At 63.5% G+C, this 24441-nt stretch carries 22 protein-coding genes; 9 read left to right on the top strand and 13 right to left on the bottom strand.

Translation table 11 applies throughout. The features are described 5' to 3' along the window. The first annotated feature begins 51 nt into the window (after window positions 1-51). Window positions 52-711: an SGNH/GDSL hydrolase family protein gene (locus tag SJY41_RS21325; protein ID WP_380784387.1), complete on the top strand. Its 660-nt coding sequence runs from the start codon at window positions 52-54 to the stop codon at window positions 709-711. Here SJY41_RS21325 and SJY41_RS21320 read toward each other — a convergent pair. Next, a complete protein-coding gene (locus SJY41_RS21320; RefSeq protein ID WP_380784386.1) occupies window positions 694-2034 on the bottom strand; it encodes a hypothetical protein in 1341 nt (446 codons plus the stop codon). The genes SJY41_RS21325 and SJY41_RS21320 overlap by 18 nt on opposite strands. A gap of 99 nt (window positions 2035-2133) precedes the next feature. Between SJY41_RS21320 and SJY41_RS21315 the strand changes: the two genes are divergently transcribed. The 3 genes from SJY41_RS21315 (at window position 2134) to SJY41_RS21305 (ending at window position 4844) form a co-directional block, all read left to right on the top strand. Continuing rightward, window positions 2134-3006, top strand: a complete 873-nt coding sequence (locus SJY41_RS21315) for a glycosyltransferase family 2 protein (protein WP_380784385.1) — start codon at window positions 2134-2136, stop codon at window positions 3004-3006. A gap of 4 nt (window positions 3007-3010) precedes the next feature. Then, entirely contained in the window at window positions 3011-3610 is a 600-nt protein-coding gene (locus tag SJY41_RS21310; protein ID WP_380784384.1) for an acyltransferase, read from the top strand. Between the two features lie 148 nt (window positions 3611-3758). After that, a complete protein-coding gene (locus SJY41_RS21305) occupies window positions 3759-4844 on the top strand; it encodes an acyltransferase family protein (RefSeq protein ID WP_380784383.1) in 1086 nt (361 codons plus the stop codon). Window positions 4845-4861: 17 nt separating this feature from the next. On the opposite strand, the gene SJY41_RS21300 is transcribed toward SJY41_RS21305, so the two are convergent. Genes SJY41_RS21300 through SJY41_RS21290 form a run of 3 tightly spaced genes read right to left on the bottom strand, consistent with a single transcriptional unit; the run spans window position 4862 to window position 8297 of the window. Then, on the bottom strand, window positions 4862-5722 hold the full coding sequence (locus tag SJY41_RS21300) for an alpha-1,2-fucosyltransferase (protein ID WP_380784438.1): 861 nt from the start codon (window positions 5720-5722) through the stop codon (window positions 4862-4864). A 5-nt stretch (window positions 5723-5727) separates the two neighbouring features. After that, the gene (locus SJY41_RS21295; protein ID WP_380784382.1) at window positions 5728-7230 is read right to left on the bottom strand and encodes an oligosaccharide flippase family protein; all 1503 of its coding nucleotides are present in this window, start codon (window positions 7228-7230) and stop codon (window positions 5728-5730) included. Then, window positions 7227-8297, bottom strand: coding sequence for a hypothetical protein (locus SJY41_RS21290; RefSeq protein ID WP_380784381.1), 1071 nt, complete (start codon window positions 8295-8297; stop codon window positions 7227-7229). Before SJY41_RS21290 ends, SJY41_RS21295 begins: the two co-directional genes overlap by 4 nt. A 117-nt stretch (window positions 8298-8414) precedes the next feature. Between SJY41_RS21290 and SJY41_RS21285 the strand changes: the two genes are divergently transcribed. Further along, the gene (locus tag SJY41_RS21285) at window positions 8415-9569 is read left to right on the top strand and encodes a glycoside hydrolase family 5 protein (RefSeq protein WP_380784380.1); all 1155 of its coding nucleotides are present in this window, start codon (window positions 8415-8417) and stop codon (window positions 9567-9569) included. Between the two features lie 62 nt (window positions 9570-9631). Here SJY41_RS21285 and SJY41_RS21280 read toward each other — a convergent pair whose 3' ends face one another. The 3 genes from SJY41_RS21280 to SJY41_RS21270 form a co-directional block, all read right to left on the bottom strand. Then, a complete protein-coding gene (locus SJY41_RS21280; protein ID WP_380784379.1) occupies window positions 9632-10804 on the bottom strand; it encodes an acyltransferase family protein in 1173 nt (390 codons plus the stop codon). Between the two features lie 146 nt (window positions 10805-10950). Further along, window positions 10951-11094: a hypothetical protein gene (locus SJY41_RS21275; protein ID WP_380784378.1), complete on the bottom strand. Its 144-nt coding sequence runs from the start codon at window positions 11092-11094 to the stop codon at window positions 10951-10953. Between the two features lie 390 nt (window positions 11095-11484). Then, a complete protein-coding gene (locus SJY41_RS21270; protein ID WP_380784377.1) occupies window positions 11485-11811 on the bottom strand; it encodes a hypothetical protein in 327 nt (108 codons plus the stop codon). A 587-nt stretch (window positions 11812-12398) separates the two neighbouring features. Between SJY41_RS21270 and SJY41_RS21265 the strand changes: the two genes are divergently transcribed. Further along, window positions 12399-13466 carry an acyltransferase family protein gene (locus SJY41_RS21265; RefSeq protein ID WP_380784376.1) on the top strand — a complete coding sequence of 356 codons (1068 nt, stop codon included), beginning with the start codon at window positions 12399-12401 and terminating at the stop codon, window positions 13464-13466. A gap of 157 nt (window positions 13467-13623) precedes the next feature. Then, the gene (locus SJY41_RS21260) at window positions 13624-14721 is read left to right on the top strand and encodes an acyltransferase family protein (RefSeq protein WP_380784375.1); all 1098 of its coding nucleotides are present in this window, start codon (window positions 13624-13626) and stop codon (window positions 14719-14721) included. A 55-nt stretch (window positions 14722-14776) separates the two neighbouring features. Here SJY41_RS21260 and SJY41_RS21255 read toward each other — a convergent pair whose 3' ends face one another. From SJY41_RS21255 to gmd, 4 genes are all read right to left on the bottom strand, one after another. Beyond that, entirely contained in the window at window positions 14777-15733 is a 957-nt protein-coding gene (locus SJY41_RS21255) for a GDP-L-fucose synthase family protein (RefSeq protein ID WP_380784374.1), read from the bottom strand. A gap of 88 nt (window positions 15734-15821) precedes the next feature. After that, on the bottom strand, window positions 15822-16757 hold the full coding sequence (locus SJY41_RS21250) for a hypothetical protein (RefSeq protein ID WP_380784373.1): 936 nt from the start codon (window positions 16755-16757) through the stop codon (window positions 15822-15824). Window positions 16758-16930: 173 nt separating this feature from the next. Then, window positions 16931-17833: a glycosyltransferase family 2 protein gene (locus tag SJY41_RS21245; RefSeq protein ID WP_380784372.1), complete on the bottom strand. Its 903-nt coding sequence runs from the start codon at window positions 17831-17833 to the stop codon at window positions 16931-16933. Next, window positions 17826-18893, bottom strand: coding sequence for a GDP-mannose 4,6-dehydratase (gmd, locus tag SJY41_RS21240; RefSeq protein WP_380784437.1), 1068 nt, complete (start codon window positions 18891-18893; stop codon window positions 17826-17828). The genes SJY41_RS21245 and gmd overlap by 8 nt, the downstream gene beginning before the upstream one ends. Window positions 18894-20122: 1229 nt before the next feature. On the opposite strand from gmd, the gene SJY41_RS21235 reads away from it, so the two are divergent. Continuing rightward, window positions 20123-21112, top strand: coding sequence for a J domain-containing protein (locus SJY41_RS21235; RefSeq protein ID WP_380784371.1), 990 nt, complete (start codon window positions 20123-20125; stop codon window positions 21110-21112). Between the two features lie 129 nt (window positions 21113-21241). On the opposite strand, the gene SJY41_RS21230 is transcribed toward SJY41_RS21235, so the two are convergent. Continuing rightward, window positions 21242-22510, bottom strand: coding sequence for a nucleotide sugar dehydrogenase (locus tag SJY41_RS21230; protein WP_380784370.1), 1269 nt, complete (start codon window positions 22508-22510; stop codon window positions 21242-21244). Window positions 22511-22518: 8 nt separating this feature from the next. Beyond that, window positions 22519-23517: a GDP-mannose 4,6-dehydratase gene (locus SJY41_RS21225; RefSeq protein WP_380784369.1), complete on the bottom strand. Its 999-nt coding sequence runs from the start codon at window positions 23515-23517 to the stop codon at window positions 22519-22521. 255 nt (window positions 23518-23772) lie between these two features. On the opposite strand from SJY41_RS21225, the gene SJY41_RS21220 reads away from it, so the two are divergent. Continuing rightward, on the top strand, window positions 23773-24423 hold the full coding sequence (locus tag SJY41_RS21220) for a hypothetical protein (protein WP_380784368.1): 651 nt from the start codon (window positions 23773-23775) through the stop codon (window positions 24421-24423). Window positions 24424-24441: the final 18 nt, after the last annotated feature.

Genomic DNA, 24441 nt, shown 5'->3' with positions numbered 1-24441 from the left:
TAGACCGTTTGGATCACGACAAAATAGCCAGTTCTAGGATCTGACATAACGATGTCCAAATTAGCTAAAGATTTGTTGTTGGGGCTCCTGATCGTCTACGCCTTGATTATAACAGCGATAATCGCTTCCGTATCGTCAGGCCAACGTAAAGCCTTCGTGAATGATCTCGCGGAAAAGACGGCAAGTCATTTCAAGCCGCGTGTTGTAATGATCGGGGATAGCCTCACGGCGAACGGCATGCCGTGGGGCTGGAAGCTTTTCCGGCTGCCGCTTTCAGTCGTCTCAAAGGCGAGAGGCGGGTACACGGTTCGACAGATAGCTAACATAACCGACCCCGATAGTTGGGGCTACACCACCGATGCGGCAGTAATATCGGCAGGAATGAACGATGCGTTCGATCCATATTCAACACCTGAACGGTTCGAAAACGACTACCGAGAACTGCTTCGCGTCACGAAAAAGTGCCACTGTCGCATACTCATTACGCTGATTACGCCAACAAAATACCCAAAGCATAACATCCTAATACAGCAATATAATGGAATTATTAGGCGGATCGCTAAACAGGAGAAGGTCGACGTGATCGACCTGTGGCCTGAATTGATCGAGGCTGGTAAAATTCGCCAGAAGGATACCGTAGACGGCGTTCATTTTACCAGATCGGCTTATGATATTTGGGTGAAACACTTGAAATCACGCCTCGCTCGGTGATGCCGAGCCAGAACGGTTCTGGGTAGCGAAGGGAAAGCCATACCACCAGATCGATATGAAGAGACCGAAGATGTCCGCGTTTTGCATTTCATACGAGTATGAAAGAATCGCGGTTCCAACGCACATTGCGATTCCGTACGCCGGTTTTGTAAAATTTCCGGAGCGTCTTCTCGATTTAAGCTGTGCCGCGAAAGTAAGAATAGCTAATATTGCCACATAGCACCAGTAGCCGACATACCCCATGATGTTCAAAGCACCGTAGTACATACTGTGCATTTGCAAGGTCCATTGGTTCAGGACATTCGATCTATACACCAGCAGATAAGGTATTTGACCACCTGGTAACCCGAATAACTGGTCGTACAAGTCCAACTTCGGCCAAGCGCGCATTAGGCTCGACCATATCGCTTCGCGCGTCTCGAGGTTGTCCGATCTGTGTCCGAGATCAAATCCCGCAATGTGGATGCCGGTCAAGTCTATCGACCGGATCGTGACCCAACTGCCAATCCCCGCCAGCAACAACGCCCCGCCAATGACTAAACGCGTGCCGGACAGGCTCCCGCGCTCGAGCGTCAGAACGACCGTGAGCATCGCGAACATTGCTAGGGTCGACGTGCCTTGCCCGGAAGCAAGCTCGACACTGACAAGGATAAATAAGGCGAGCAGTTGCCAAGGTGACTTGTTCACCCCCCGCCGAAGGACATCTGACAACATCAGCGTGGCAGCCAGTCCCATGTGGAAACCGCCATGCGTCGTCAGGATCCGTCCCCCGTCGTTGACATCGTCAACGCTTGCGTAACTAGCTGTCATGAATAGGTCGGGGCTGGAGAGCAGGCGGGCGACACCCAGGACAGCTACCATGATACCGGTCGTTACGAGTGCCTTGCGTATCGCGGCATGGACTGCATGTGTAGCGGGGCAGATTGTGGCCATAAGGCAAAGAAAGCCTGTTGCCATGTTCACGCGAGCCCAAAGCAAAGCGACCGCAGGATTTGCTTGGAGACCCCTTACGAGATTTATTATAATGATGACGGCAATTAGTAATATCGGTATTAGTATGAGTCCACCACGCGGGCGGCGATAGTTTAAACCAATAAACGTTGAGGCAATTGCCATGAGCACGGGGGGGTCAACGACGTGTAAAGTGTAGAAGCCGAACGAAACCAGCATACTCTGCCCGAGAACTTCCCGGACAAAGTTAGCGAGCAGCACCGCCCAAATCGTCCATACCGTCCACCGCTCATCGAGCGGTATGATGGCCGCCCGGGGGCGGCGGGGTCGGGCGATATTTCGGTTCCCAAGACCAAGCGCCTGCTCGTTCATCTCACGCCCCTCGTCACGCACATGCTTGCGCTCCCTAGCCGGTCCGCTTACGGACACGAAGGCAAAATCGCGCCTAGGGGGCAGGTTCATGAAATCCGCGTGGTGACGCCCGGCCTGCCGGTCGTGGCGATCCTGCTAGTCTGTCGGAACCGGCGCGACACCACCGTCGCGGCGGTGCGGCGGCTGCGCGAACAGTCGCTCGCCTTGCCCTATCGCATCGTGCTGTTCGACGATGCGTCCACCGACGGCACGGTGGACGCGGTGCTGGCCGAGGTGCTGGACGCGGTGGTGGTGCGCGGGACGGGCGACGCGTTCTGGAATGGCGGCCTGTTCTGGGCGTGGCAGCGGGCGCTCGACCTGCCGTGCGACTGCTTCCTGTGGCTGAACGACGACGTGACGCTCGATAAAGACGCGTTCGCCCGGCTGGCCGACGCCTGGGCCGCGATGCACGCGCGCCGGCCGGCCGGCGACTTCATCCTCGTCGGATCGACCATCGGCAGCGACGGCGTCGTTAGCTATGGGGGCCTGCGGCATGTGCCCGCCTCCCTGTCGTTCCGCCTGGACCGCGTCGAGCCGGGCGCCGATCTAGCCGCCGTCGACACGTTCAACGGCAATATCGTGCTGGTGCCGCGCGCGGTCGTCGACCGGATCGGCATCAACGATCCCGCCTACCATCATAATTTGGGGGACATGGATTACGGGCTGCGCGCCAGCCGTGCCGGCATCCCTGCAATGCTCATGCCGGGCACGTTCGGCCGTTGCGACGCCAACCTGGCCAAGCAGGATCGCGGATACGGATCGCCGACGTTGCGGTGGCGCGAGCAATGGCGCAAGGTGAACACGCACCACGGCTTGCCCTTTGCCAGCTGGTGGCATTTCACTCGACGCCATTCGGGCGGCTGGTGGCCCCTGCATTTTCTGGTGCCGTACCGCCGGCTGGTCCTGCCGCGGTTGCGGCGCGGCGTGCGCTGACGCCGTGGGCGGGCTGGCGGACAAGTTGCAGGGGCTCGACTGGCATCTGTCCAGCGCGATCGCTCGCGCGCGCCTTCCGAAGGGCGTGCGCGGCGGCGCGGATCTGCGCTGTCTCGGGCAGCCGCTGATCGTGCTGGCGCCCGGCGCTACGCTGACGCTGGGCACCGGGATCGGGCTGGTCAGCCGCAGCATCGGGACCGCGCTGGGCGTATCGCACCGCGTCGTGCTGCGCGGGTTGACGTCAGGCGCGCGGATCGCGATCGGCGACGACAGCGGATTGAGCGGCACGTCGATTTGCGCAGCGATCACTGTCACCATCGGCCGCCGCTGCCTGTTCGGGGCGGACGTGCTAGTGTTCGATACCGATTTCCACAATCACGCGCCCGAAGGCCGGCGCTTCGCAAAGTCCGACTGGGCAGCGATCAGTCGTCCGGTCATCATCGGCGACGACGTGTTCATCGGTACCCGCGCGATTGTGGGCAAGGGCGTGACGATCGGCGACGGGGCGATCATCGCGGCGGGTAGCGTGGTAGTGTCGGACGTTCCGCCGCGCAGCATCTTCGGCGGCAACCCCGCCCGCCTGCTGCGCGCGATCGACCGTTAGCACCGCCCCCTCGGCCGCATGCGGCTTCCGCCTGTCGTCGAACTGTGGCACGGAGCGGATGGGCAGGACTGAACTGGGGGGACTTGTGTCCGAGACGATCGCCACACGCTTGGCCCGATGCAGCAACCGGCCGTCGGGTTTCGACTATATGCGGCTAATCCTGGCCTCGCTGGTCGTCTGGACGCATACGGTGAACATCGCCGTCGGCAACAACGCGGTCGACCGGCTGTGGGGCGGGCCATTGCGGCCCCCGCTGGCGATGGTTCTCGGCATGTTCTTCTGCCTTAGCGGCTTCCTGGTTGCAGGTAGCTTGGAACGGTGCAGGACGATGGTGTCCTTCCTTGGGCTGCGCATCATCCGGCTGGTGCCTGCGCTAGCGGTAGACACTGCGATCGCAGCGCTGATCCTCGGCCCGACCTTCACGTCGCTGCCGCTGGCAGAGTATTTCGCCCATCCCGAGTTTCGCGCCTATTTTCTAAACATCGTCGGCGAGATCCATTTCCTCCTGCCGGGTGTGTTCGAGTACAATCTGCAGAAGACGGTCAACGGGCAGCTATGGACGCTGCCGTACGAGTTAAAATGCTACGCTGTGCTGACGCTGTTCGGCATCATCGGCTTCGTTCGGTATCGCTGGCTGCTTCTGCTGACGGTGATCGTGGCTATCGTTTTACTGACCGGCTATGAGCTTTATGAGGCCAAGTCGCTTGTCCGCTTCACGCTATACGGCCGCGCGCTGGTGCTGTGCTTCCTGCTTGGCAATCTGGGCTACATGTTCCGGGACAAGATCCCGTTGTCGCGGCCGCTTTTCGGGCTTGCGTGCGTCGCCGCCTACGGGCTGATGATGCTGCCAGGCGGCGACTATGTCGCGTTGCTCGCTATCGCCTATGTCACCTTCTATCTGGGCCTGCTGACGCCGCCGCGGATGAAGATCGTGTCGTCCGGCGATTATTCCTACGGCATCTTCCTATATGGCTATCCCATCCAGCAGGCAGTTTTCCAGCTTGTCGGCCCTGGTTTCTGGAAGAACCTGCTGCTGCCTTATCCGATCATCGTCGCGCTGGCGGTCTTCTCCTGGTTCATGGTCGAGAAGCCGGCTCTCCGGCTGCGCACGAAGCTGTTCGCGCTGGAAGTCTGGGTGCAGCGCCGGGCGCTGGCCATTCCGTTCGGCCACTGGATGGTGCAGCCGCCAGTTGGTCCGTGGCTGCGCCGCCCGCCGGCGCGCGAGAACCTTTGACTCAGGCAGGTGATCGATCAGTAGCGGCGGTGGTCCGGCCGGTAGATCGGATTGTCGGAGTCGCTGCCGGGGCGGGCAGGGCGCTTCCAGTCCCGCGGCACCCAGACGCGCTTGCCCGCGGTATCGCCCAGCGACGATGCCCACCATGAGAATGTCGAATTGGCGATCACGAAATCGTCGCATGCCGCCATCGCAGCGAAATCGTCAAGCGCGGTCGCACCGGGGAAACGTGGTACCGGGCGGCCGAAATCGATCGCATCCAGCGCGTCCGGCGTGTCGGTGAAGGCGATCACCCGCGCCTCGGGTTCGAGCCCGGCCAGCACGGCGCGGACCCGTGCTACCGGGACCACCGCTTCCTGGCCGTCGCCGATCGTCAGGTAGTCCCCCAGCCGCAGGTGCAACGCGACGATGCGACCCGTACCGGCTAGGCGCGTCTCCAACGCCTTCCGCGCCGCTGTCATGCGCGGTCCGAAGCGTTTGCGAACCGCCGCCTGCACAGCATCCACTCCTGGTTCCACGCAGGCCCAAGCCTGGAAGAAGCCAGCGACGAGCATGGGATCGCGGATTCGCGCAAACCCCGGATGGCAGCCTGCATCGGCAGCGATATGGCAAATGCCCGGCACATGCCGGACCGCGGTCCCGCGCGGGCGCAGCAGGCGGTGGATCGCCACCGCAGCCAGCCCTCGCGCGCTGCGCGTGCGGATCAGCTGATCGCGGCAGTCGACCAGTTCGGGCAGCAGCAGCGGGCGATCCGGGCGTGCGTGGACGGAGTCGAACGCATCAACCAGAAAGCCGATCTCGGCGCCCGTCCGCGCCTGAAGAGTCGCTGCGGCGGCATATTGGAACAACTGGTTTCCCAGGCCGTCCGTCAGCCGCATAACGATCACGGTCGCACCGCCTTGCCTGCACCGCGCAGATACCTGTCGAGCCAGGGCAGCAGGCGCAGCGCGACGGGGGCGGCATTCTCGATCAACAGCAACGCCACGGCCGGGAACAACAAAAGCATCGTCAGCGCGTCAACCACGCCGCACGCCGCGACCTGCACGGCAAAACGCAGCGGCGTCGCCAGCGTTTCCTCGCCGCGGCCGATGGCCCAGGCCACCGCGAAGCACGGCACGGCAACGACGATGCCCGGCACCAGCCAGCCAAGCACCTCCGCCACCCGCATTTCCAGCACCCGCGCGGCTGTGCGGGCCGAGAGCAGGAGGTAGATGCAGCCGCTTGTTGCGATGCCCGCCACAGCGCCGATGAGGCCCAGCCGCGTCCCCGCCAGCGCGAGCACGACGAGGAACGCCGTGCTGATGACCTGCGCGCGTGTCTTCGCGGCGAACGCCCGCATCGCCTCGATGGCGATCCCGTACAGCGTGCCCATCATCACCGCCCAGGCACTCAGGGCCAGCAGCGGCAGGAAGGTGGCGGCGTCCGTCCACCGTGGTCCGAAGGCAAGCAGCAGGAACGTCTCGTTGGTGCCGGCGATGCCCGCCGCCACGGGCGCCACGACGACGCCCGCGACCTGCACTAGCACGCGGGCATTGTGACGGAAGCGCGCACGTTCGTCGCGCATGGCGAACAATGCGGACACCATCACCCGGCTCATCGAACTGGTCAGCAGCTGGATCGGCATCTGGACAAGGCTGTAGGTCCGGTTGAACAGGCCCACCGGCCCCACGCCCAGCTGGGTCGCCAGCACAAGCGGCGCCACTTGCCCGTTCACGATCTCCGCCGCCGCGGTGCGCCCCAGGTCGAAGGCCGAACGCACCAGCACCACCGCGCGCGCGATCGACGGACGGGTCCAGCCGGGCGCGTCGCGGTGGCGCACCCGCAGGATCAGGACCAGCACGATGTTCTGGAACACCGCACCACCGGCAAGCGCGTAGCTGCCCCAGCCGGCGGCGGCCAGTGCCACCGCCATCGCCCCCGCGCCGAGCAGCATGCCGGCCAGTTCCGCGCTGACGATGATGCCGAAATACAGCCGCCGCCGCATCAGCACGCGCGGCATGATCGCCCCCGCGCCGATGACGTTGGCCAGCAGCGTCGCGCCAAGCAGCGCGGGTTCCAGCGCCAGCAGGCCGGTGGCGTGCAAGACCCACGCGATGCCCAGCGCGCACAGCGAGATGCCGGCGGACAGGATCAGCAGCACCGCGGACTGGTCTGCCGGCTCGCCGTCGGCTTCGGCCACGACGAGCGCGCGTTCCATGACGTTCGAAACGAATACGGCGGAAAGCGAGGCAATCGCCACGCACAGCGCATAGGCGCCATATTCGGCGGGCGTCAGCAGCCGCGCCAGCACCGTCATGACGAGGAACTGGAGCACCCCGCTCGCGACGGTGCCGAGGAAGGTGAGGCGAACGCCCGCGCGGATGCTGCCCTTTGCCGGTGTGCTCATGCGGTGTGCGCCCGCCGGTGGGCCCGAACCGCCTGTTCCAGCCCGTTGCGGAACACCGGTTCGGCCTCCAGATGCTCGAAGACCCAGCGCTTGGCCGCCAGCCCCTCCGCCAGCAGGTCGTTGTCCGAACGGCCGATCAGCCAACGCGCCGTCTCCACCGCCTCTTCCGGCGTTTTGCAGGCATAAAGGCCGGGGCAGTCCGCGAAGATATGATCGTAGCCGAAATGGTGCGTCGTTACGTGCGGCACGCCGGCGGCAAGCGAGATCGGCAACCGATCCGAAAAATAGTAATCGATATCATCGAAATGATCCCAGTTCACCGTGATGCGGCCGGACTGGATCGCTTCCTCTTGCTTGAAGAAGGGCAGGCTGCCCTGCGCCGATGCGAGACCGGTCCAGCCCCCGCCGTAGAGCGCGAAGCGGCTGGCGAACATGGCCGACAGGTGCCTGGCCAATTCGGCGCGGCGGCGGCCGCCCGGCACATAGAGCATCTTAAGCCGCCGACGCCGGCCGCTGTTGCCGATCATGACGAGATCGTGCGTCTTTTCGGCCGTGGCGGGATCGCGCTGCGCGAAGCGGCTGCGCACGAAACAGTGCGGCATCCAGCCGATCGGCGCCGTGCTGTGCTGCCCGAGAATGTCCGCCAGCGAGCCGAGGCCACAGGCCAGCACGAGATGCGCGTGGCCGAGTATGGCGACGGTCGCGCGGTCGATGCGCTTCGCACCGCGATCGAACGGGTCGCCTTCGTGATAAACCAGCGTGGTGCCGGGCATCTCGTGCCGGATTGCCTGCCAGAAGCCCTTGCCGAGATCGGTGCCGAACAGGTGCTGGACGAACAGGATGTCCGGCGCGAAGGCGCGAACCGCGTCCATCGCCGAACGCTCGAAATCAGCGGCCGTGCTAAAGCGGGCGCGCTCCACCCGATAGGAATAGATCTGCAGCGCGTCGACGGTGCCGTCCGCTTCCATCGAGCCGAACGCATCCCGTCCGCCCGCCTGGGTAAAGTCGGGATAGAGATGCGCCGGCTCGTTCGGCCAGTACATCACCCGCATTCCGGTCCGCTGCATCGGTCCCCCTTGTCCGACCGCCAGGGGGCATTCCTGGCGACGCCGCGTCTATAGCGGTCCTCCCGCGGGGCGCATACAGCTTTGGACGGCGGCCCTCGCTATGATAGGTCGAGTGTTATGAATGGTCGGTCAAACCAGATATATTACCGCTGGCGGCGGCCGCTGCGCGCACTGGCGCTGCTGCCCGCGGCGTTCGCCTGCACGTCGGCGGCGGTGCCCCCCGACGCACGACTGTTCGGCAACGGCCGCGGCATGAACATGGGCACGGCGGTGCTCGCCATCGGCACGCCGCGCACCTACCAGGTCCAGCCCGCGCGTTACAAACCCGCGATCGTGCGGGGGGTCGCCGATTCGGGCTTCGGCTTTGTCCGGCTGGTTATTACGCCGACGCCCCTGATGGCGGACGACCCCGCCGCGCGCGCCCGCGCGCTGGCATGGCTGGCCGCGATGATCGATGCCTATCGCGCCGCCGGCCTTTGGGTGGTGGCGGACCTGCACTTCTGGTCGTCTGACGCGCCCGTGACGCAGGATGATGTCGCGCCCGATCCGCGCCGTCGTGCTGCGCTGATCCGCGCGCAGGTCGCGGTGGCGCAGATGCTGGCGGCTAGGCCCAGAGTCGCGCTGGAACTGCTGAACGAGCCGCCGTGCTGGCAGGACGGCAAGCCGTTCGACTGGGCGCCGGTGCAGGCCGCGATGGTCGCCCGGGTGCGTGCAGTAGCGCCGCGGCTGCCGCTGGTGCTCACGGGGTGTCGCGGTACGGCCGCTGCACTTATGGCACTCGACGCCGCGCCCTATCGCGGTGATCGCAACATTGCCTGGACCTTCCATTATTATGATCCTGGCGCCTTTGTCGGGCAGGAAGAGGACGGGGTGCGCGGCGTGCCGTTCCCGCCCGATCCGAAACTGGCGACCGATGCGGCGACCAAGATGCTGCCTGCGCCCGGGTCCCCGCGCCGCAACTGGCTTGCCGCCCGGCTCGACGATTATCTCCGTCATAATCGCGGCCAAGCGACGATCCGCGCCGATATGGCCGCGGTCGCCGCCTGGGCCAGACGGCAGGGCGTGCCGCCCGGCCGCATCTTGGTCGGCGAGTTCGGTGTCGGCCTCACCCCGCAGAAATCGCCCCTGCTTCTCGACGACGCGTATCGCTGGTTACGCGCGGTCCGCGCGGAGGCGACGGCGCGGGGTTTTGCGTGGGCCTATTGGACCTTGCCCGATCCGGGTGCGTGGAAGCAGGGTCCACCACCCGACTTTCCCGGCGCCCGGCCCTAGCGCGCGCCGCGTAGGGCGCAACTTGACTGGAGGGGCGCGCATTGCCTGGTGACGTCGCGCGGCTATGATCGAGTGCCGCCCGGTGGCACTCGGCTGTCCAAGTACCGGATCAGCCGCTTGCCCTTATCGATGAATCGGTCCTCGATCTGTCGCTTGCTCAGTTTTGCAACGGCGAGGCTTGCCAGCACGGACAACAGTAGCGTGGGCAGGTAAAGAACTGCTTGGGCACGCACGCTTAACTCAAAGAGGCGCAAGATGCTCGATGTCAGGACCCAGGCGAACGCAAAGTGGAATATGTACATGGAGTAGGAAAGCTGGCCGACACGCGCAAGCCATAAGGACCGAGTGACGATTGTACCGGATCTCGCGAGATTCAATACGAACACGAAGGAAAGAGCGGCTGTTGCCGGAAGCAGCGTGAAGGCGGCTGCGGGCAACCTTCCTTCTTCTCCCAAGTGCAGAAGAAGGAAGGAGGATGTGCCCAGTATGAGGAGGGCCGCAAGGTCACGCATCGGGCGCAGGGGGGGGGCGCCGTCCCTGATGACGAAGTACGCGGACATGCCGATCAGGAACACGGGTAACTGATTGAGTATATTGCAATATACCAGGTTGTTATTGGATATGCCCTTGCCGGCGTACCGGTACAGACCGCACTCCAGCGCGGCAGCGACCGCTATCCCGACAGCGGGCGAGGCGACAAGTGCGCGTATCCCGTATCGATCGTAGGCCGCCGCGAACCACCCGTGGAGAAACGGAAAGATGGCGTAAAACGTCATCTCCGTCCCGATCGACCATCCGCCCGGTACGACACCGTTAAAGGCGCCGGGCACGAAGCTGTGGACGAACAGGAGGTTCGCGATGATATTCACCGGCGTATAGAGGCCGGGATAGCCGTTTTGCGGGATGCCCTCTCGCACCATGTACATGGCGAGGTAGAAGAATATCCCGAAATAATAGAGGGGCGCGATGCGGATCAGGCGGCGGAGGTAGAAGTTGCGGGTCGCGTGGGATTCCTGCCGCCGTGCATCTGCCGACAGGCAGAGCGTGAAAGCGGAGGCCACGAAGAAGAGTTGCACACCCAACTGGCCATAGGATGCAATGGTCCGGACCGACGGCAGATCGGGAAATCGCTGGGAGTGATGCACCACGATCACCAGGAGGATTGCCAGCCCGCGGAGCCAGTCGACAAAAACGAGCTTGTCCTTCTCCGCCAGGCGCCCGCTCTCGGCCTGCATGGGCGCAAGCGCTCGTGCGGCATCCTGAACAGTCCTGGCCTGATCATCGCAAAGCATGTTCGGAGCCCCCACAACCCGTGGGCCACCGCTAACAGTTGCGGCGAATCCTGACAACACGGGCGACGGGGGACAATAGAGATGCCGGTTTAGAACCTGGGCAGGTTCGCCGCCAGCCAGGCGCGCAGTCCGGCTTTGCCGGCATAGCCGTTCCACAACTGGGTCAGGCCCTGGTCGGCGGAGTGGATGCGCTTGCCATCCGCGCCGTCCGACAACACATAGTTGGCACCCACCGCCCGGTCGAAGCTGGCGCCCAGATCAACGACAGCACGCTGGGATCGCCCAATCCCGCGACGTAAGTCCGCTCGGCGGATCGGAGTGCCGCCGCAGCCCCCCGAACGTCGCGTTCTGGAGCGGCGTCGGCCCGAAGATGACAAGCTTCGCGCCGGTATAGCGCTTCCGCTTCCAGGCGACGAGAGCCTGGATGTTCGCTATAGTGGTGCCGGTCGTGTAGCCTTGGCCCGCGTCGTTGACGCAGAGATTGTGAAGATCGTGTCGACCTGCGCAAAATCATATTTGCCGCCCCTGGCGGTAATAATCATGCCCGGTGCTGGTCGCCCCTCTATAGGCCTTCAGGATATTGTGACTGTCTACCCCCGATCGCGGTAGAATTTGTTAATCTGCTAGGGCGCGCAGGCCAGCATGCTCATCGCGCCGACGCCGTTCCAGGTGCTGTCGCCCAGCATAAAGATCACCTTCCGGGCGCCGAAGTTGATGCTGCCGGCGAGACCGAACGCCGCCACGGTGAAACCGACATAGTGGGTGCCGGTCACGGCGGGGGCCAGCCAGCGCTGGATATAGCAGCTGAGGCTGAAGCGATCGGCAGAGCGGATGAAATTGTTCACCGGGATGATCGGGCACGCAAGCTGCGGCCCGCACGAGAAGCTGACGTCCCGGAGCGGCGCGGTGCCCGTGCCCGGCCAGTGCGAACCGCCCGTGCTGATCTGCATGCGCCCCAAGATCGGCGTATTGGAGCAGAAGCTGATGCACCGCCCGACCGGGGCCGGGCGAGGGGACGCCGTTCGGGCCGGCTGTGCCGGCGTCGGTCGGCACCAGAAGGGGCATGTAGGTCGTGCTCGCATCGCCCGCCGCCGGTTCGCCTTTACGGTTTAGCCGCTCGATCAGCGACAACGGGCTGGCGCCGCCGCGCAGATCGACGGGCAGGAGGCTGTCCGGCGTCACCGCGACGGCGGGCGATCCCAGCGCACCGAAGAATAGAGCGTGCGGCGGGGCAAATCGGCCGGGGCGGCCACTGGCAGTTTTGTCTGGTCGGACAGCTCGGTCTCCGATAGGGTTTGGACCAACGGTGAACCATATGGGTCCTACATTGCGAGGATCAGTTATGTTTCCGCGTTCCTCAGAACCAAATGCCGCGCTCCCTTAAAACCATATCGGTTAACTAACTGATGAATAGGGTGTACCCTGCGCGACAGGTCGTGCCCTTGTGAAGGACATGAATCGGTGCCAGACGCAGGTTGAGGATTGAACAGTTCGGGTGCCGCGGGCCCGGTCGCCGGTTCGTGCGGGGGGTATGATCATGACGGTTGAGCCAGAGGGGCGACAGGCGCAGCGCTTCGCATGGCTGGACCTGTTGCGCTTCCTCTGCGCGATGGCGGTCGTGCTGTTCCATTATGGCTATGTCGCGCCGTTGGATCTGTCCGGCGGGCTTGCAGACTATGTGGTCGCGCCGACGATCACGATCTATGGCCGGCTCGGCGTGCCGGTGTTCTTCATGGTCAGCGGCTTCGTCATCGCCATCAGCGCGGAAGGACGGACGTGGCGCGATTTCCTCTGGGCGCGGATGGTGCGGCTCTACCCTGCCTATTGGCTGGCGGTACCGGCCACGGCGCTGGTGCTGGCGATGACCGCTTCGCCGCGCGCGCCCGGACTGGGGCAGACGTTGGTAAACCTGACCATGCTGCAGGCGTTCGTCGGCGTGCCGCATGTCGACGAGGTCTATCATACGCTGGCCGTCGAACTGCGCTTCTACCTGCTCGTGGCGCTGCTCGTCATGGCCCGCGTCCGCGTCACGTCGCCCGCGGTGCTGATCGGCTGGATCATAACGTCTGCGGCCGCACCGTGGCTTCCGGGCATCATGGGCAAGCTGTTGCTAACCAACTTTGCGCCTTATTTCCTGACCGGCATGACGATCCGGGCTATGCTGCGGCCGCAGGGCAGGCTGTTGAACGCCGCATTGCTGGTCGTCCTGCTTGCCATGGAGGCGTGGATGCTGGGCGTCGGCGGTGCTGCACGCCCTGGCCCCTATGATCCCGCCGTGCAATTCGCCATCGTCGTCGCCGGCACGGTGCTGATCCTCGTCTGCGCCTTTGCGCCGAACCCACGGCGTGCGGCACCGCTGGCCGCACTTGGCGCGATGACCTACCCGCTCTACCTGTTTCATTCGGAGATCGGCATGGCGCTGATGCGTGTCGCCGCACCCTGGATGCCGCGCGCGACGGGGATCTGGCCGATGGTCGGGGCGATGCTGCTGCTGGCCTGGCTCGTCAGCCGCTATCCGGAACCGGCGATCCGCCACCGGTTGCAGGCGCTGCCTCGGAGGCGTTCGGGCGCACGCCACGGGCTGGAACCTGCCGGACGACTTTGAACAGAGCGGGTATTGCCATGGAGTGCGGTTGCGCAACCGCGTCTTCACTGGCACATCCGCTACTCTGATGGTGACGCCGGATCACGCCGATCGTGGCGGTGGGCGCACGCGTAGGAACCGGGCGATCCGTGAGGGCTGGGCTCGACAAGGGGGATTGATGACCGTCGAATCGCTCGGACCGCTTGCGCGGCGCTATGAGTTTCTGGATCTGCTCAGGCTGCTATGTGCCGCCTCGGTGGTCCTGTTCCATTATGGCACGGTGTTCCCGCATAGCGGCGTGTTGCCGCTGCGCTTCTCGTTTGTCCCGGATGTCTTAGTGTACGGTCAGTTCGGCGTGCAGATCTTCTTCATGATCAGCGGTTTCGTCATCACGCTGAGTGCTCGCGGCCGGGGGCCGTTCGCCTTTGCTTGGGCGCGTTTCCTGCGGCTGTATCCGGCCTACTGGATCTGCTGCACGCTGACCGCGCTTGCGATCGTGATCGGCGGACGCGTCCACCCGACCGTCTGGGCACCGGATCTCTTTCATTATCTCGTCAACATGACGATGGTGCAGGCCTTCGTGCATGTGCCGTTCGTGGACGGGGTCTATTGGTCGCTTATCGTCGAATTACGGTTCTACATTATCGTCATACTGTGTCTGGTACTTCGGCGACGCATAGATGCGCTCTGGCTGCTCGCCGCCTGGCTGCTTGCATGTGCGATCGCGCCCCATGCACCGGCGATCCTCGGTAAGGCGGCGATGACGGATCACGCGCCCTACTTTATCGTGGGAATCCTCGCACAGCGGCTCGGCGAGCATCGGCATACTGCTGTCAAGCTGGTCCTGATCGTCGCCGCGCTCCTGCTTGCCTCGAAAGGCATCTATGCAGTGGCGGCAACACCGGCCGCACACGCGGCCTATCCCTATTTTCCGGGGATTGCGGTGGCCGTGATCTGGTGTGGCGCACTACTGGTCGGCTGTTGCGTATTCCTGCCCGCGCCGTCGCCGCGGCTTACCCGGATACTCGTCACGATCGGCGCCACGACGTATCCGCTTTACCTGCTGCATAGTTCGTTCGGCGCGGTGCTGTTCGTCCGGTTGCAAGATCGTGGGCCCACCGTGATGGTGTGGCTCGGCGTGGTGGCGATCGTCTTCGGCGTCACGCTACTCATTTCCGAGAAGGTGGAGCCGGCAGTACGCAACCGGCTGCGCACGCTTGGCAAGCGTCTGGCAGTACCCGAGCCAGCCCGGGTTGCAGGAAAGCAGGTCGCCTGACCGCGCGGCAGGGGCTGCCTGCCGCCCTGCCTTGCCGCTTGCGCGACCATGCGGCTTAGGTTGCCGCCATGCCGCGGGCCTGATCGCCGGTTCTGAGGAAGTAGTTGTAAGCATCCGCGATCCCCTGGCGCAGGTCGATCTTCGGCGACCAGCCCAGCGCACGCAGCTTGCTGGCGTCCATCAGCTTGCGGGGCGTCCCGTCGGGCTTGGTCGTGTCGCAGCGCACGTCGCCGTCCAGCCCCACGGCGGCCATCACCATCCGCGCGACCTCGAGGATCGTCACGTCCTCGCCGAAGCCGACATTGATATGCTCGTCTTCGGAATAGACCTTCATCAGGAACACGCAGGCGTCGGCCAGGTCGTCGACATGCAGGAATTCGCGCCGCGGCGTGCCGGTGCCCCAGATTTCCAGGCCATGCTCGCCGCGCAGCTTCGCCTCATGCGCCTTCCGGATCAGCGCGGGGAGAACGTGGCTGCCCTTCAGGTCGAAATTGTCGCCCGGCCCGTAGAGGTTGGTCGGCATGGCCGAGACATAGTCGTGCCCGTGCTGGCGGCGATATGCCCGCGCTAGCTTCAGCCCGGCGATCTTGGCGATGGCATACCATTCGTTGGTCGGCTCCAGCGGGCCGGTCAGCAGCAAATCCTCGGTGATCGGCTGCGGCGCCATCTTTGGATAGATGCAGGACGAGCCCAGAAACATCAGCTTGGCGACGTCCGTGCGATGCGCGGCCTCGATGATGTTCGCCTCGATCATCAGATTGTCGTAGAGGAAATCTGCCGGAGAGGTGTCGTTCGCCAGGATGCCGCCGACCTTCGCTGCCGCTAGGAACACTGCGTCCGGCCGCTCGCGCTCGAACCAGGCGCGCACCGACGCCTGGTCCTTCAAGTCCAGTTCGCTGCGCGCGGGTGCCAGGATGGCGCAGTCCTCCGACGCCAGCCGGCGGACCAAAGCCGAACCCACCATGCCGCGATGGCCCGCGACGTAAACTTTCTTGCCCGACAGCTTAAACATATGCTTGCTACGCCTCATTCTGGAGTTCTGGTATTCGATCATCCGGCGGTTGGGCAGCACCTGTGCCCGTTCCCGCATCCGTCGCGCATCAGCCGTCGGCTTCCGTACCGATGACCTGCCGTTCGGGAAACCCGGTTGACCCGCTAAGCGTCTTGTTGATCGTCACCGTCTTCAGGTCAGGACGCGAAATCTTACTAATCGCGGACAGGTAGGAACTGGTTCGGATGCAGCGCGGTGCCGACGCGATCAGGAAGATGTTGACCACCGCCTCTAGGGCCTTGTCCTGCGGCGACATCGCCGAGAAATGGCGGGGCACGCCCGTGGGCACATCGTCCAGATTGTAGGTTGTAAAACTTACGTCAGGGTAGCGGAGGCGCAGCGCCACCTCGCACGACGCATCGTCGGTGGCGAGGAAGATTTGTCCCCGCGCCGGCAGCGATGGCAGCGTTCGATCGATCTGGCCGAACAGATTGTCGACATCGACGCGACCGGATTCTAGAAACTTGTCAGTGCCGCGGAAATGTATCGACAGGTCGAACCGGTTGCGCCCGGCCATCACCGCAGCGATCGTTTCCCTAACCAGCGCGCTCGGCTGAAAATGCTGCGCGAACAGGGCGGCGGCGCGTTCGTAGGATATGTGCGTCTGCGCCACCTTCCGCAACGCCCACAGATAGCTGCGTCCGCTGAGCGGAGGTCCAGGGCTGGCGGCGACCGGCCGATCGAAGTAACGGCCCAGGAAATCCTGCCCGGGCGCGCTGGCGTAGAGGGGATTGGAAGATATGATCTCGGGACGCAGTTCCAGATCCTCCGCCAGCGCGTGGAATAGCAGCGCCTTGGCGATCGTCGCGCCGAGCCCCATCCGCGCATCGACATTGACCGCGAGGACACCAGGGTTGGCGCGCCGCCGGCGTCGGTAAGCAGGCAGGCCGATGGAGGCGGTCAGATCACGGACTGTTTCACTGGTCTTAACCCGAATGTAGAACGGGTATGCGGGGCCAAGCAGGGACTTAACGCGACTGTTCACGCGCCGGACCTCGGCGTGGACTTAGGGCAGCGGCCGATGCCGCGCGGGCACACTCTGGGCGCGAAACGGTTGGCACGATGCCTAGTCATGATCAAGTTAGTAGCTCCCCGCGTCTGGTCGCACTCGAAAGATGATATGGTCCAGCGGCGATCCCACCAGAACCGATCGGCCGGTCAGCGCATTTTCGTGGCCGCCCAGATTGCCAACAGCTTGTCCTCTACGCTCCAGCGGAAGCGCCGCGGAACGAGGCGGCTAACGCTAGCGATGGCCCGAAAGACGAAGGATCGCGAGAACGCCTCGACCCTCAGATCCCACAGCCCGCCCGCTCGATAGAGTTCGGGATAGGTGGATCTGAATTTCTCGGCATCGCCAGTAAACGATACGGTGCTGCCCCCGGAGTTGAGCGTCAGCGAGCCGAAATGGACGCACCGTGCCGGGATCTGCCATATGGACCGCTTGTCCAGCTGCATCCTACGCGTCAGCACGACGTCGTTGTAATTGCCCTTGAACTCCTCCGGAACACCGCCGATCGCGTTCAGATAGTCGGTCGGGAAGGCGTTGAAGTTCAGCGTCATCAAAGGAACTTGGATCGCCTTGCGGAACGTGCCGCCGACTCGCTGTAGGTTCAGGTCGCCGGCGCTGAGCAATGGCACAACGCAGCCGACCTCCGGTCCCGCGTCGGCGCAGAACCCGTCCAAGGCGGAGAACACCGTTGCGGACGGATAGATGTCCGACGCGCAGAAGATCGTCCAGGGCCGATCGGACAAGGCCAGTCCGCTATTATAGCCTTCGGCGAAGCTGAGCCGCCGACCGGCGTGGTAGTATCCTATGCCGAGCTCAGCCAGAGCAGTCTTCAGCTTGCCATTTGGCTCTGCTGACCCATCGACCACCACCACGGCCCCGACTGACGTTGCCGCTATAGCCAGCGAGGCCGAGAAGAGGGTGGACTGCACAAGATAGGCGGGCGGTTTGGCGCCCTGATAATGGTTGATGACGACGAAGAACCGGCCTGGTCGCCGCTGGTGCGCCGGGCTGCCGGCGGCTGCCGCCGGTTCCTCAATCGTTCCATCAGGCATCCTTGGCGATCGGCGCATGACGCATCACTTCGAGATCCGCCAGCACCATCTCACGCGCCAGTTCGCGCACGGGCGTGTCGTGGACCCAGCCGAGCTTTTCCTTGGCCTTGGTTGGATCGCCGATCAGCAGTTCGACCTCGGTCGGGCGGAAATAGCGCGGGTCGACCTGGACAAGGCACTTGCCCGTCTCGGTGCAATAACCCTTCTCCTCGACGCCTTCGCCTTCCCAGCGAAGCGTGATGCCGGCATCCTCGAACGCCCATTCGACGAAGGTCCGGACCGGCGTCGTCGACCCGGTGGCCAGAACATAGTCATCCGGCGTGTCTTGCTGGAGCATCAGCCACATGCCGCGAACATATTCGCGCGCATGGCCCCAGTCGCGCTTGGCGTCGAGATTGCCGAGATACAGCTGCTCCTGCCTGCCCAGTTTGATTGCAGCAGCCGCGCGAGTGATCTTGCGCGTCACGAAGGTTTCGCCGCGTAGCGGGCTTTCATGGTTGAACAGGATGCCGTTCGACGCGTGCATGCCATAGGCTTCGCGGTAATTGACGACGATCCAGTAGGAATACATTTTAGCAACCGCATAGGGTGAGCGGGGATAGAAGGGCGTCGTCTCGGACTGGGGCACTTCCTGAACCAGTCCGTAAAGCTCGGACGTGGAGGCCTGGTAAAAGCGGGTCTTCTTCTCCAGGCCCAGGATCCGGATCGCTTCCAGCAGTCGTAGCGTGCCGATCCCATCTGCATTCGCCGTATATTCAGGCGTCTCGAAGCTGACATGCACATGGCTCATGGCAGCAAGGTTATAGATCTCGTCGGGCTGGGTTTGCTGCACGAGCCGGATCAAGTTCGTCGAGTCAGTCAAGTCACCATAGTGAAGATGGAACCGCGCGCCCTCTGTATGCGGGTCCTGATAGATGTTCTCGATGCGCCCCGTATTGAACGAGGAGGAACGTCGCTTTACGCCGTGAACCTCGTATCCCTTGGATAAGAGAAGTTCGGCCAGATAGGCGCCATCTTGCCCTGTCACACCCGTAATTAGCGCTACCTTACCGTTCGACATACGTTCCCGCCTTTTACTGCTTTGCCCATTCGTAAGCTGCCGTGCAGGCACACGCAAGGGGGGTGCTGCATTGCAGCAAATCCTCTGCGTCTAGCGGGCGACCGGGTAATTGCTCACCGAGATGGCGCGCGTTTACCTGATCAGGCAATGGCGAACTCGCCATCAATCATGTCACGCACGGCCGCGAGCGCCGATTAACCGGTTAGGCGGGCGGATCCGGTGACGTAGCGGTATCAGGCATGGATCTGCCCCTAGTCCCGACGGAAGCCATTGGTAACCTTGTGGAAAACGCCGAGGGTGGAGTTCCGCGCCCGGAAATAGTGTTGGTAGGGGCCCTTTACTATTGGCGACGAAGACGAATAACATCGTCCACCAGGTCTTAATAGGCTTGAGCAGAGACGGGCTCCCAGAACTACGTCGGTAGCGAGGCCGCTGCTAGTCATTAGTATAATCTTGTTCTGGGATGATTGTAAAAAAATGAACTGGCCGGGTAGATCCCATTGCGGGACCTTCGTACTGGCAACCAAGTGGCGCGTATTCCCGCTTCCTCGGGTTATTAGCGGAGCTCACTCATGCGTATTTTTAGGTGCCTCAAGTGCATCTTGATTGAAGGTCATCAATTCTCGCCCAGCCGTCGTTACGCCGGGATGCAGACGTGCGCTCGCTGTCGGGTGCGGCGATAGCAGTGCCTCCTCGCAACCGCATAGGTCGTGATACATTCGCAGGATTATCAGGCCATGCTCTAGGCAAAGATAGCCGTACGCAGCAGGTGCACCCGATGTTGGCCGTATCGTGCTGCGGTTCCACTCGCGTGCGCTGAGCGCCCTCGGTGCGTCCTGCGGCACGAAATCGGCTTGCTGATCAAATTGATGCTGTTCTTGCCTTACCAAACACAGAGCAAACCCTCGGCGCTATGCTGCCTGTCTGACTGTCGCTAGGTAGATGAGATTGTCTTTGCGGTCAGCTTCTCCACTCGGGCCAATCTCGATCAACCTCCTCCAATCACCTAGCCAGATACGGCAAGACGCGATGCGGTTACGGCGCCCCAAACTGACGACTTGGTAAAAATCTGCTGCGATTATGGCGCGACCCCGACAATCACGCAAATCTGTGGTAACTCCATAAAGGCTCGGGACGGGTGAAGATGGCCAAAACTCCACGGCCAGAGTTGATAGTCACGGTCCGCGCGATTAGGCCTTTAGCCGGCGTTTGCCTTTAGATGCGTAGCGATGGTTGGCCATAGGTCTGGAGCGCGGGTGTCGGGTAGCTACTATGATCTGTTGGGAGTGCCGGTAACCGCTGATCAGAGAGCGATCAGAGCGCGGTATCTCCTGCTGATGCGTCGTCATCATCCGGACGTGAACCGATCGCCGACGGCGCATTCCCGTGCGGCCGAGCTGAACGCGGCGTTCCGGTTGCTCGTCGAGCCGGACCTGCGAGCCCGGTACGACGCCGAACTGGCGGCCCAGCGTGTCGGTAGCGTGACGGCGCGGGCGATCTCGCTCTACCGCGGTGGTAGGAGCCGGGGCCGGAAAATGCTCGTGCGTCCGCGCACGTCGGCGCTGAAAAGCTCTGCCACGCGGCTCGGGCTGGCGGCAGTGCTTTCGGTAACCGTCCTGACCGGTTGGCAGATCCAGCGACACCTGCTGTCCAGCAACGGCGCCGCTTCGCCCCCAGCCAGCTTCGATGATTCGCACACTGAGGCCCGCAAGACGGTCGCAGCCGTGAATGCCGCCACCGTCGAGGAAGCGCGCGCCATGCCACCGGTATCGCCCGCTTCGGTGGCGGACGGGGTGGAAGCGTTCCGGCGCCTCGGGGCGAGCGGGTCGCTGGCGCCGGCCCAGATGTTCAGCCTTCAATGTCATGAGAATGCCGCGAATCTCGGTACGTGGGACGCGCTGGATATGTGCGCGGCGTTCGACCATGCGGCTTTCATGCGGGTCGCGCGGGACAAGACCGCGTCGGCAAATGCAGGCTATTTCATCGACCGGCACGATCGCGCGGCGCACCTGTACGTGCCGAATCTGTCCAGCATGGATACGATCGCACTGCGGCTGGACAGGATCCGCGAGCTCGTCACGCCGGTTCCGGATCGACGTCTGTACGCGCGTACGGCCCGGGTGCTGCACACTATTGCGAAACGTACCTGGGCCCTTGCGAATGCTGAGCGGCCCGGCGCCGGGCCCCCGAGCGCTATGCCCGCCTCGTACGATTTCTGATCCAAGGGCGGCACCTCAGTCGAGGCCCTTTCCGCGGGTGTAGCTGGCGGCGGCATCGATGTTTGGTAGCGCTCGGTAAGTCCCTGGACTGCGCTCGGGATGGGAGGATCAGATCAAACGCATCACGCGTCAGATGCCCCAGTAGGAAACACCGGCGGGCAGCGCCTGGCCGGCAAACACCCCCTTCAGGTCAGCGAACAGCCCGCCGGTGCGGAGGAAACGGGTCGCCCCAGTGACTCCCGCGGCGCGGTATTCGACATGCGGCACCGCTAGCAGCACCGCGTCATAGGCTACCTCCATCGGCTCGGCGATCAGCGCGATGTCATATTCGTGGGCGGCCTCCACCCGGTCCGCGCGGGGATCGGCGACGTCGACATCGTGCCCCAGCAGCGCAAGCCGCGCGATCACGTCGGCGACCTTGCTGTTGCGCAGATCGGGAACGTCTTCCTTGAACGTCAGGCCAAGCACCAGCACCCGCGATGCGGGCGCGATCCGACCGGAAAGCTGGTCCGCCACCCACGCACCCATGCCGTCGTTGATCGCCCGCCCCGACAGGATAACCGCCGGATTATGGCCCCGGTCTACTGCACATTGTGCAAGATAATAGGGGTCCACCCCGATACAGTGCCCGCCCACCAGACCGGGTTGAAACGGCAGGAAATTCCACTTGGTGCCGGCCGCCTTTAGCACGTCCCACACCGAGATATCCATGAGCGAGAAGATCTGCGTGATCTCGTTCATGAACGCGATGTTGATGTCGCGCTGCGCATTCTCGATCACCTTGGCGGCCTCCGCCACCTTGATCGACGCCGCCTGGTAGGTGCCTCCGGTCGTGATAGCGCCGTATACGGCCGCGAGCCGTGCGCCGATCTCCGGGTTTTCACCGGCGACGACCTTGGTGATCTTGTCGATTGTGTGTTCGCGGTCGCCCGGATTGATGCGCTCGGGCGAGTAGCCGAGGAAGAAATCCTGCCCGCGCACGAGCCCCGAGACCTGTTCTAGGATCGGGCCGCACAGGTCCTCGGTCACCCCGGGATAGACGGTGCTTTCGTAGCAGATGATCGGCCGCCGCCGGCCCTCGAGCATCGCACCCACCATTCGCGATGCGCGCTCGACGATCGACAGATCCGGTCGGTTCGCAGCATCGACGGGTGTGGGCACGGTGACGATGTAGATGTCGGCGGGTTCGATGGTGGCGGGGTCGCTCGTGAGGCGGAGCGTCGTCTCCGCCAGCTGCTCGGCACTCATCTCGTTGGTGCGGTCGTGCCATCGCTGGAGCTCGGCGATCCGCCCGGTGTCGATGTCCAGACCGGTCGTCTCGAAGCGTTGCGCCAGCGCCACGGCGAGCGGCAGGCCGACATAGCCGAGCCCGATGACGACGATGCGCGGCGTGTCCATTACGTTGCTCACAAGCTGTGGTAGCTGCGGTACCACGCGACGAACGCGGGCACACCGCGATCGATCGGCGTGGTCGGCGCAAAACCTAGGTCACGCTGGATCGCGGTGATGTCGGCAAAGGTGCGCCGCACATCGCCGGGCTGCATCGGCAGATAGTCCTTCACCGCCTCGCGCCCGCATGCCTCTTCCAGCAGGCCAATCATGCGGCCGAGCGGCTCGGAATTGTTGTTCCCGATGTTGTACAGCCGATGCGGCGCGTGACTGCCGCCGGCCTTTTCGGCCCCGTCGTCGGGGGGCGGGTTGTCATGCGCGGCGACCACCCCGGTGACGATATCATCGATATAGGTGAAGTCACGCTCCATCTCGCCATCGCCGAATACCGGGATCGGCTCGCCCGCAAAAATCGCCTTAGTGAAGATCCACATCGCCATGTCCGGCCGACCCCATGGGCCGTAGACGGTGAAAAATCGCAAACCCGTCAGCGGCAGTCGATACAGATGCGAATAGGATTCGCTGATCAGCTCGTCTGCCTTCTTGGTGGCAGCATAGAGCGAAAGCGGATGATCGACCCGGTCCTCGACGCGGAAGGGCAAAGTGGTGTTGCCGCCATAGACCGACGAACTCGACGCATAGACCATGTGCGCGACCTCGCGGTGCCGCGCGACCTCTAGCAGGTTGAGGTGCCCGACCAGGTTCGATTGGACATAGGCATGCGGGTTCTCGATCGAATAGCGGACGCCCGCCTGCGCACCGAGATGAATGATGCGATCGAAATCATATCCGGCAAGCGCCTTGTCGAGCGCGGCCATGTCGGCGAAGTCAACGCGGAGCAGGGTGAAGCGATCGCCGAACCGATCCTTGAGCTGGGTAAGGCGATCTTCCTTCAGCTGCAGCGTGTAATAATCGTTGACGATGTCGATGCCGACTACAGTGTCGCCGCGCGCCAGCAGCCGTTCGGCGGTGTGCATGCCGATGAAGCCGGCGGCCCCGGTCACTAACGTCGTCATAGCTGGTCCCGGTTCCCTGGTGCCGTTTGGCAGATGGTCGTGCCTCGACGCGCATCCGCGTCCCCGCGACCGCAAGCCTCTGCCCCCGCGGACTGCTACCGCCTGCGCCGCAGCGATGAAAGCAATAAGGTGGGGCATGCGCGCCAGGAGATCGGGTGTCGTGGACTTCCTATGGCCCGCCGCCCCGATAACCTTTAAGGGTCGAAGCTCAATCCGGCTTGCGACCGGCCGCTCCGGAGGCGCTAAGTGAGATACGTGGCGAAATTGCATGCCTTGCGACAGTTCGTCAGGTTCAAATATGACCAGCGTTTCAAGGGCTTCGACGTCAGCGACGAACCGCATTTCGATCCTTTATCGCTTCCCGAATTCAAGCGGCTGCTTTCGGAAGCGCGCTGTTACCTGGAATATGGGTCGGGGGGATCGACCCTGCTCGCCGCGAAGCTGAAGGTGCCGACGATCACGGTGGACAGCGATCCGTTCTTCGCGCGCGCCGTATCGGCCCGGCTGGACCCGGCTGCCGGGCACAGGATGCTGCTGGCCAACGTCGGTATTACCGGAAAATGGGGGTATCCCGTCTTTACCCGCCCTACGCCTAGCCGGGTTCGACACTGGAGCGAATATGTCCGGCTGCCGTTCCGGCATCTGGACGGTCCATTCCCCGACTTGATCCTGGTGGACGGCCGCTTTCGCCGGGCGTGTGCGCTGGAGTCCGCCCGCCAAGCGCAGGTCCGCGGCGTGAAGACGACCATCTTCGTCGACGATTATCTGGGGCGGCGATACTCGTCGATCGAGGCGCACCTGGGGGTGCCGAGAATGGCAGGCCGCGCCGCGATATTCTCAGTGGATAAGTCGCTTCCGCTGATCCCGGTGGCCGTGATCAACGACGCGCTGCGTGATGTGGCCTAGCCTGCGGACACCCGACGA

Origin of the sequence: Sphingomonas sp. R86520, assembly GCF_042466285.1 — a bacterium.
Classification (GTDB): domain Bacteria; phylum Pseudomonadota; class Alphaproteobacteria; order Sphingomonadales; family Sphingomonadaceae; genus Sphingomonas.
This window is presented reverse-complemented; position numbering and strand designations above follow the sequence as displayed.